Source organism: Vulcanococcus sp. CPBay_Sum15L08_68, from assembly GCF_017855895.1.
GTDB lineage: Bacteria > Cyanobacteriota > Cyanobacteriia > PCC-6307 > Cyanobiaceae > Vulcanococcus.
On the sequence record NZ_JAFMFX010000074.1, the window covers coordinates 1 to 8,085 of the forward strand.

The 8,085-nt window shown below is 65.8% G+C and carries 9 protein-coding genes; 3 read left to right on the forward strand and 6 right to left on the reverse strand.

Going from position 1 to position 8,085, the window contains the following annotated elements:
• The 6 genes from argH to QZ189_RS09925 all read right to left on the reverse strand — a co-directional run.
• On the reverse strand, positions 1 to 788 hold a 788-nt coding region (gene argH, locus QZ189_RS09900), incomplete at its 3' end, for an argininosuccinate lyase (protein ID WP_296421659.1).
• Between the two features lie 24 nt (positions 789 to 812).
• Positions 813 to 2,171 (reverse strand): GAF domain-containing SpoIIE family protein phosphatase, encoded by a 1,359-nt coding sequence (locus QZ189_RS09905; protein ID WP_296421660.1) that lies wholly within the window; start codon positions 2,169 to 2,171, stop codon positions 813 to 815.
• Between the two features lie 63 nt (positions 2,172 to 2,234).
• Positions 2,235 to 3,716 (reverse strand): signal recognition particle-docking protein FtsY, encoded by a 1,482-nt coding sequence (gene ftsY, locus QZ189_RS09910; RefSeq protein WP_296421661.1) that lies wholly within the window; start codon positions 3,714 to 3,716, stop codon positions 2,235 to 2,237.
• 8 nt (positions 3,717 to 3,724) lie between these two features.
• Entirely contained in the window at positions 3,725 to 4,351 is a 627-nt protein-coding gene (gene nusB, locus QZ189_RS09915; RefSeq protein WP_296416773.1) for a transcription antitermination factor NusB, read from the reverse strand.
• Positions 4,351 to 5,100, reverse strand: coding sequence for a DUF502 domain-containing protein (locus QZ189_RS09920; RefSeq protein WP_010314136.1), 750 nt, complete (start codon positions 5,098 to 5,100; stop codon positions 4,351 to 4,353). The genes nusB and QZ189_RS09920 overlap by 1 nt, the downstream gene beginning before the upstream one ends.
• Positions 5,101 to 5,168: 68 nt before the next feature.
• On the reverse strand, positions 5,169 to 5,819 hold the full coding sequence (locus QZ189_RS09925) for an HpsJ family protein (protein ID WP_296416772.1): 651 nt from the start codon (positions 5,817 to 5,819) through the stop codon (positions 5,169 to 5,171).
• A 17-nt stretch (positions 5,820 to 5,836) separates the two neighbouring features.
• Between QZ189_RS09925 and queG the strand changes: the two genes are divergently transcribed.
• From queG to QZ189_RS09940, 3 genes are all read left to right on the forward strand, one after another.
• Positions 5,837 to 6,805: a tRNA epoxyqueuosine(34) reductase QueG gene (gene queG / locus QZ189_RS09930; RefSeq protein WP_296421663.1), complete on the forward strand. Its 969-nt coding sequence runs from the start codon at positions 5,837 to 5,839 to the stop codon at positions 6,803 to 6,805.
• A 21-nt stretch (positions 6,806 to 6,826) separates the two neighbouring features.
• Positions 6,827 to 7,714 (forward strand): hypothetical protein, encoded by an 888-nt coding sequence (locus tag QZ189_RS09935; protein WP_296421665.1) that lies wholly within the window; start codon positions 6,827 to 6,829, stop codon positions 7,712 to 7,714.
• A 25-nt stretch (positions 7,715 to 7,739) separates the two neighbouring features.
• Positions 7,740 to 8,085 (forward strand): DNA gyrase subunit A (locus QZ189_RS09940; protein ID WP_296421667.1); only part of this gene is annotated, 346 nt, incomplete at its 3' end.

Consider the following 8,085-nt stretch of genomic DNA (forward strand, 5'->3'; position numbering starts at 1 on the left):
AGGATCACCTCCTCGCTCAGGCGACTCAGGTGCACCATCACCAGGCTGGCGGCCGCACTGAACTCCACCGCGAAATCGCGATCGCTGACGGCATCGAGGCTGTTGGCGTAGACGTCGTCAAAACCCAGGGCGGCGGCCGTGTGACGCCGATCAATCGGCACTGGCGTCCCCGCTAGGGCAGCCGCACCGAGGGGGCAGATGTTGACCCGCTTGCGCAGGTCCTTCAGGCGAGCACGGTCCCGCTCCGCCATCTCCACATAGGCCAGCAGGTGATGGGCCAGGCAGATCGGCTGGGCCCGCTGCAGGTGGGTGTAACCGGGGATCATCACCTCCACGTGGGCTTCGGCCTGGGCGAGCAACGCCTGCTCAAAGCGCACGAGGGCACCATCGATGGCATCGATCTGACCCCTCAGCCACAGGCGCAAATCCGTGCCGACCTGGTCATTGCGGGAGCGGCCGGTGTGGAGCTTTTTGCCCAGGGGCCCCAGGATCGCGATCAACCTTCGCTCCACGGCGAAGTGCACGTCCTCGTCCTCGAGGCCTGGGTTGAACTGGCCTGCGGCCGCCTCTGCCCGCACCTGCTCGAGACCAGCGACCAGCTGCTCAGCCTCCTCGGCCGTGATCACCCCCGTGCTGCCCAACATCCGGGCATGGGCAATCGATCCATCCAGGTCCTGCTGCAGCAGGTTGATGTCAAACCCGATCGAGGCGTTGAACCGCTCAATCGCTGGATGCAGACCCTGCTCAAAACGCTGACTCCAGGTGGAGGAAGAGGAATCAACGGCCATCGGGCCCGGACGTGCTGCTGAATCTCAGCTTGGCAGGCGACTACTCACGCTCGGCAGCGTCACCTCCTCGCGCACCTTCAGCACCACCATCGAGGCATCGTCATCGAGGGGGCGATCCGCTCCAACAAAGCGATCCAGGCGCGCGAACAGCTGATCCAGGATTCCTTGGGCCCCACCGCCGGAGCGGCAGGCCGTTTGCAGGGCCTGGACCAGACGCTCCTCGTCGAAGCGCTCGCCGTTGAGGCCAGAGGCTTCCGTGACGCCGTCGGTGTAGCAGAGCAGGACATCGCCTGGCTCCAGCACGATCTGCTCGCAGCCGTACTCCGCCTCGCTCTGCAGACCGATCAACAGACCCGGTGCATCCAGGCGTTCGACCGCATGGCGAATCCGCCGCCAGATCAAGGGCGGGTTGTGGGCCGCGTTGGCGTAGCGCAGCAGCCGGGTGCGGGGGTCGAAGTCGGAATAGAAGAGGGTGACAAAGCGATGGGACTGGGCCAGGTCCTCCTGCGCCAATTGGTTTAGGTCGTGGAGGATCTGATCGGGGGGCAAGCCGCTGGAGACCTCGGCCCGGAGCATGCCCCGCAGCAGCGTCATCAACAGGCCCGCAGGGACCCCCTTGCCCATCACATCGCCAATCACCAGGGCCCAACGCCCCTGCTCCCGCTGGCGGCCAATCAGCTGGGGCCGGGTGGGAATGAAATCGAAGTAATCGCCGCCCACTTCAAAGGCAGGCCGGCAGCGCGCGGCCAATTCCACCCCCTCGATCACGGGGCAGTGGTCTGGGAGCAACTGGGCCTGGATTTCACCGCCGGTGGAGAGCTGGCGATCGAGGCGCTCATGGCGCCTGGCCTCCTGCAGCAGTTGATCCCCCTCCACCGCGACCCCGGCGAGGTCCGCCACGAGTTGGACATGGCGGCGGTGACTCTCGCTCCAGCTCAGGCCCGCCTTGGAACCGAAGACATACAGGCGGCCGCGAACACGACTGCGGGCGGCCAGGGAGGTGGCGACCAAGGGGCGATCCGCCAACTGCCGGCGCACCAGAGCATCCAGCAGTTGGGCCACCGCCTCATCGCCGGAGGCCTGCTGCAGCTGCTCATCCGAAAGCGTTGCCAACTGCCGCAGCAACTCGGGGTGACTGCCGTGGAGCTGCTCGCGCCAGAGCCGGCCGTCGGGGTGGAAGACCACCAGCACTGCCCCTTCCGCCTCCACCAAGCGCGTCGCCACGAGGGGGACCAACTCCAGGAAGCGCTCCAGGTTGGTGAAGCTGCGCAGGGCAAAGGCCAACGACGCCAGCAGCTCCTGATTGCGGCGCTGCTCCTTGCCCAGGCTGTCCAGCAGTTGACGCAGTGAAGCGACGGCGGATGCCGGCTTCAGGGAGCCCACTCCGCCGGGATGAGAGTGATAGGCAGGCGGCAAGTTGCTCACTTGCGCGCAAGATAGCCGCGTTTATTTGGCCAGCAGGGCCTCGACGAACTCGAAGCTGTTGAAGGGCCTCAAATCACGGATCCCTTCGCCCGCACCGATAAAGCGAATCGGTAACCCCGCTTCGGAGGAAACCGCCAAAGCGACGCCCCCGCGGGAACTGCCATCGAGCTTGGTCAGGACGACACCGGTCAAACCAGCCGCCTGGGCGAAGGCCATGGCCTGTTTCAAACCGTTCTGGCCCTGGCTGGCGTCGAGCACCAGCAGGGACTGCACCTCGGCATCCGGCGCCAACTTGTCGACGATCCGGCGCACCTTGGTGAGCTCCTCCATCAGGTTGTGCTTGGTCTGCAGACGACCGGCGGTGTCCACCAAAACCAGATCCGTGCCCTTGGCCTGAGCCGCACCGATCGCGTCGTAGACCACCGCCGCAGGATCCGCATTGGCTGAGGGGTTGGAGACCACCGTGACACCGCTGCGCTCACCCCACACCTGAACCTGTTGGACCGCCGCGGCCCGGAAGGTGTCAGCAGCAGCGATCAGGCAGCTGTAGCCACTGCGGATCGCCAGGTTGGCGAGCTTGCCCAGGGTGGTGGTTTTACCGACCCCATTCACCCCGACCATCAACCAAACGTTCAGGCGGCCGCGCTCGGGAGCGAGCAACGCGGTGCCGCTGGCCTTGATGGGCTGATCGAGCAGACCCTTCAGCTGGTCTTTGAGGAAGCGAATGCCCTCCTCGGGCTCGACGACTTCCTCGTTCAGGCGCTTGCGCAGGGCCTCCAGGACCTGATCGGTGGCTTGCACCCCGACATCAGCCCGCAGCAAGAGTGATTCGAGGTCGTCGAGAACCTCTGGGGTCAGCGGGTCGTCGCCGAGGGTGTCCAGCAGCTGGGTGACGAAGCCCTGGCGGGTCTTCTCCATGCCCCGGCGCAGGCGCCCCAGCCAGTCGATTTCCTCGAGGGAAATGTCAGAGAGCTGGCGGCCCTGGGCGGCCAACACCTCGGCCGACCAGGTGAAGTCCTCATCGAAGTCCCCCAGGCTCGGGGCCGCCTCATCGGTCGCCGCTGGAGTCGGTTCGACGGGAGCGGCCGGGGTCTCAATCGCCCGCTCCAGCTGCTCCTGCTGGCGCTGGGCCCGCTGGGCCGCAGCCTGCTCCAGCAAGGACAAGCCTGTAACGGGCTCAGAGGTCTGAACAGCCTGTACAGGATCCAGCTCCGGAGCGACAACAGGCTCCGGCTCTGAGGTGAGCTCCGCCGGGGGCGTTGGTTCGGGTTGTGGCTCAGCGGCCGCAGCTTCTTGCTTCTGCGCTTCCTGCTGGGCCTTCAGGCGGGCATAGGCCTGGCGCGCCCAATCGAGAGCGTCCTGATCGATGTCTGAGGGCTCCGCAGCTGCAGGAGTGGGAGCAGCAGGGGCCTCGTCCTGGGCAGGGGGCTCAGCGGCTTGTTCCGGCTGGGGATCCTGGGGGTTCTGAGGGGCCGCGCTGCGATTGAACCAGTCGTAAACCATGCCGTCTCTCAGCTCTTGGCGGGGGCGTTGGTGAAACGACGCAGCACGCCGTTGATCATGCGGCGGCCCTGCTCATCGCTGTAGCGGTTGGCCAGCTCGACGGCCTCATTGCAAGCCACCGGCGCGGGGGTGTTGAACTGCTCGATGTCCACGGCTGCGAGCCGCAGGATGTCCCGGTCAATGCGAGGCAGCCGCGTCAGGCGCCAGCCCTCCATCACCGCATCCAAGCGCTGATCCAGATCAGCACGACCCGACAGCACCGCCCGGGCACGCTCGATGGCACCGCGGCGGATCTCCTCTTGATCCGAGAGCATCAGCAGCCGCGGAAGCTCCAGGCTGGCGGACAGGCGGTTCAGGCCGTTCTCGGCATGCTCCAGGCCGTCCTGGAGGTGCTGGCGAATGCGGGGCAACTGACCAACGGCGCCCTGGTCCTGCAACTCGCTGTCGAGAAGCTGCTGTTGGGCGGCCTGCAATTCGGTGGCGGCCTGATCCAGGGCCTCCCGCACGTGTTGGCTCAGGGAAGCCAGAGCCTGTTGCAGCAGGGTGTCGAGGGAGGTGTCGGCGCTGGGCTGACGGTCACTGACCTGACCGAGCATCAGCAGGGCCAGTTCGCGGGCTACGGAGCGGCTCTGCATCAGGCCTTATTGGAGGGAAGGGGGGAGTAAGCGGGCGCCCGCAGCTGGGCGAGAAGGCTGGAGAAACTCCGGCTGGCCGGCGTCTCACGCTCATCGGGATTGACGATGCCCGCCGAGATGATCGTGCGGAAGGCGTCTTCCACCGACAGATCCAGATCCTGAACGGAGGACTCCGGCACCACGGCATACCAGCCGGTCGTGGGGTTCGGAGCCGTGGGGATAAAGACGCTCAGCATCGGCTTCTCAAAGCCAGCCGACAGGGTCGCCCCCAGAACGCCAGTCACGAAGCCCAGGGCGTAGAGCCCCTCGCGGGGGTACTCCACCAGCACGACGCGGCGGAAACGGCTGGAGTTATCCCGCAGGAAGGTCTCCAGCAATTGCTTGAGGGTCTTGTAGACGGAACCCGCCACGGGAATCCGTTGCAGCGTGCCCTCGCCGAACTCCAGCAACCAGCGACCCACGATGTTGCGGGCCATCAGACCGATCAACAGGATCCCGAGCAGGGGAACCAGGAGACCCAGGCCCAGGTTGATCAACTCCTGCAGCACAGGGTTGAGGGTGTTGAACGGATTGAGCTGCTTCGGAATCGACGTCAAAAACGCCAACACGAAGCGACTCACCGTCGTCGCCAACCAAATCGTGGTGGCGAGCGGAATCACCACCAACAGACCGGCGATCAGGTCGTTCTTGAGGTCCTGCTGGAGACGATCGCCCAGCGGTTGCTCAGGTCTGGGACTCGATTGCACCACTACGTTGCGTCGCTCAACTGGCCGGAATTCCGGTCACAAAGGGCCAACCTGCAACTTAGCCAGTCGCCCTACAGAACAGCCGCCAGGGCGAGCAGGGCAAAGGCGATCACCAGAACAACAGCGGTGCCTGTGCCACCAATCCGGCGTTGGTTCAAGGCCAAATCACGGCGGGTTTCGGCCTGTTTGATTTGGTTCTCCGCCTGCTGCAGCTGGCTTTGCATGAAGGCGCGAGCGGCCTTCTTCTTCTCGTCTTCGCTGGCCGTCTCGGGGATCTGACCGGTTTGAACCCCCTGCTCGATCACCTGCTCCAGCACCTTGGGGTTGTCGAGCTGGGCCTTGGCCATCTCCAACTGGCCGCGTTGGGCCTGCAGGGACTGGTTGGTCTGATCGCTCAGGCTCTGATCACCGCCGATGGTGGCGGGAACCGTGAACAGCAGGGCCAGCGCCAGAACACCACTGATCACGCACACCGTCCAACGCAGGGGCGTCGGACCGGACTGGGGATCCTCGAGCCGCGCAGCGATCAGCATCAACAGCATCCCCACCAGAGCCATCGGCGACTGGGTGATCAGGGTGGAGCTCAGCAGCTGACGGAAGCTCTCATCGCCCCAACCGTTGACCGAGAGCACCGCCAGCAATTGCAGCGCCAGCAGCAGCACCAGGGTGATCCCTAGCCAGCGCAACAAACTGGAGAAGCGTCCTGCAACTGCTGAACTCACCGGGAGGGCCTTGGAAGTTGGGCAAGCGTAGGGGCGATCAACCGAAGCCACAGCCCCTTCCGGCTGGAGAGCTGGCCAGCGCCCTCAAGGCCCAGGCCTTGGAGTTGGGCTTCAACCTGGTGGGGATTGCCTCGGCGAGGGGCAGCGAGCGGATCCGCCTGCGCAACGCCGCCCTGCAGCGCTGGCTGAGCGCGGGGCATCAGGGCGAGATGGCCTGGATGCAGGACCCCAGACGGCAAGCCATTGAGGCCTTGCTGCCGGGGGTCCGCAGTGTTGTGGCGGTGGGGCTGAACTACTACGTCGATCGCCAGCCTGCGCCCGGCAGCTTGAAGGTGGCCCGCTATGGCTGGGGCCGGGACTACCACCGGGTGATCGATGGGCGCCTGCGGGCCCTGGGGCGTTGGCTCGAGAGCAACCAGCCGCAGACCCAGTGGCGCGCCTGCGTCGACAGCACACCCCTACTGGATAAGGCTTGGGCCGAGGAAGCGGGCCTGGGCTGGATCGGGAAACACAGCAACCTGATCAACCGCGACTGGGGCTCCTGGCTGCTGATCGGGCATCTGCTGACCGACCTGGAGCTCCCCGCTGATGAACCCGCTACGCCCCACTGCGGGGCCTGCCGCGCCTGCCTGGACGCCTGCCCGACTCAGGCCATCACCGAGCCGTTTGTTGTCGATGCCCGCCGCTGCATCGCCTTCCACACGATCGAGAACCGGGCGGACCAGTTGCCGGCAGACATCGCCTCGGACTTGAACGGCTGGGTGGCCGGCTGCGACATCTGCCAGGACGTCTGCCCCTGGAACCAGCAAGCACTGGTCTCCAGCACCGATCCCGATCTGCAGCCCAGGCCGTGGTGGCTGGATCTCCAAGGGGCTGACGCCCTGGGCTGGAGCGACGGCGAGTGGGACGAGAAGCTGCGGGCCTCCGCCCTGCGGCGGATCAAGCCCTCAATGTGGAGGCGAAACATTGCAGCAGCCCTAGGCTGAGCGCTCGATCGCCCTGCATCGATGGCCGCGCGCTGGTTGAAGGTTCTGGCCACAGCGCCCCTGATGCTGGCAAGCCTCACTGGGACCCCCGCCAAGGCGCTGGTGCCCTACGTCGTGCTGCCCAGCGAGCGCAACCTGGAAGCCGCTGGGCTGGGCATTGCCCAGGCCGCCAGCCGACTCTTGAAATTGGGCCAGGCGGAAGAGGCCGCCAGCCTCGCGGCGCTGACCGTTCAGCTGATCCCAACGGATGCCCGGGGATGGCTGCTGCTGGCGGAAGCCCAGTTGCGTAGTGGCGAGGACGCCGAAGCCTCCGCATCGCTCGAGCAGGCGCGCAACCTGGACCCCCGCAATGCCGGGATCCTCTTTGCCCAGGGCTCCCTGGCCCTCAAAGCCAACCAACCGGCCCGCGCCGTTGAGCTGATCCGCGAAGGTCAGCGCATCGACGACAAGAACGCCGGTTCCTACTTCGATCTCGGCAACGGCTACATCCTGCTGGGGGAATCCAAAGCGGCGCTCTCGGCCTTTGAGAGGGCCTCGAAGCTGCGCAGCGACTTCTGGGAGGCCATCAACAACCAGTCGCTGGTGCTCTACGAACAGCGCAAGGACGCCGAAGCGATCCAACGCTGGCGCTCCGTCCTGGCGATTCGGCCCACGGCAGCAGAACCGATGTTGGCCTTGGCTGCGGCACTCAATGCCCAAGACCCCAGCAACGGCGAGAGCCTGGACCTGGCCAAGCGCGCCCTAGCGGGTGATCCCAACTACGTGCTCAGCAGCTATCAACAGGAGCAGCTCTGGGGCACGCGCCTGCGCGAAGCCACCAGCGTTCTGCTGGCCAACGCGAGCTTGAAGGGCGATGTGGAGCGGGCTCAGGCCAATGCCGATGCTGAGCCCGCGGAACAACCTCGGTAGGCTGAGCCGCACTTTCTGACCTCGGATGGCCAAGGCGCGTCCCGAAAAGCCGCTGCCCGACCCATCCGACGAGCGTCGTATCCAGCCGATTGAGCTGCATCAGGAGATGCAGCGCTCCTATCTGGAATACGCCATGAGCGTGATCGTGGGACGGGCCTTGCCCGATGCCCGCGATGGCCTGAAGCCCGTGCAGCGGCGCATCCTGTTTGCGATGCATGAGCTGGGGTTGACCCCCGATCGCCCTTACCGGAAATGCGCCCGCGTCGTCGGCGACGTACTCGGCAAGTACCACCCCCACGGCGACCAAGCGGTCTATGACGCCCTGGTCCGGCTGGTGCAGACCTTCGCCAGCCGCAATCCCTTACTCGACG

Bases quoted from the DNA above. Each gene is read 5' to 3' on its own strand.
- ftsY (WP_296421661.1), bottom strand. From the start codon at position 3,716: ATGGTTTACGACTGGTTCAATCGCAGCGCGGCCCCTCAGAACCCCCAG.
- nusB (WP_296416773.1), bottom strand. From the start codon at position 4,351: ATGCAGAGCCGCTCCGTAGCCCGCGAACTGGCCCTGCTGATGCTCGGT.
- QZ189_RS09935 (WP_296421665.1), top strand. From the start codon at position 6,827: ATGGCCGCGCGCTGGTTGAAGGTTCTGGCCACAGCGCCCCTGATGCTG.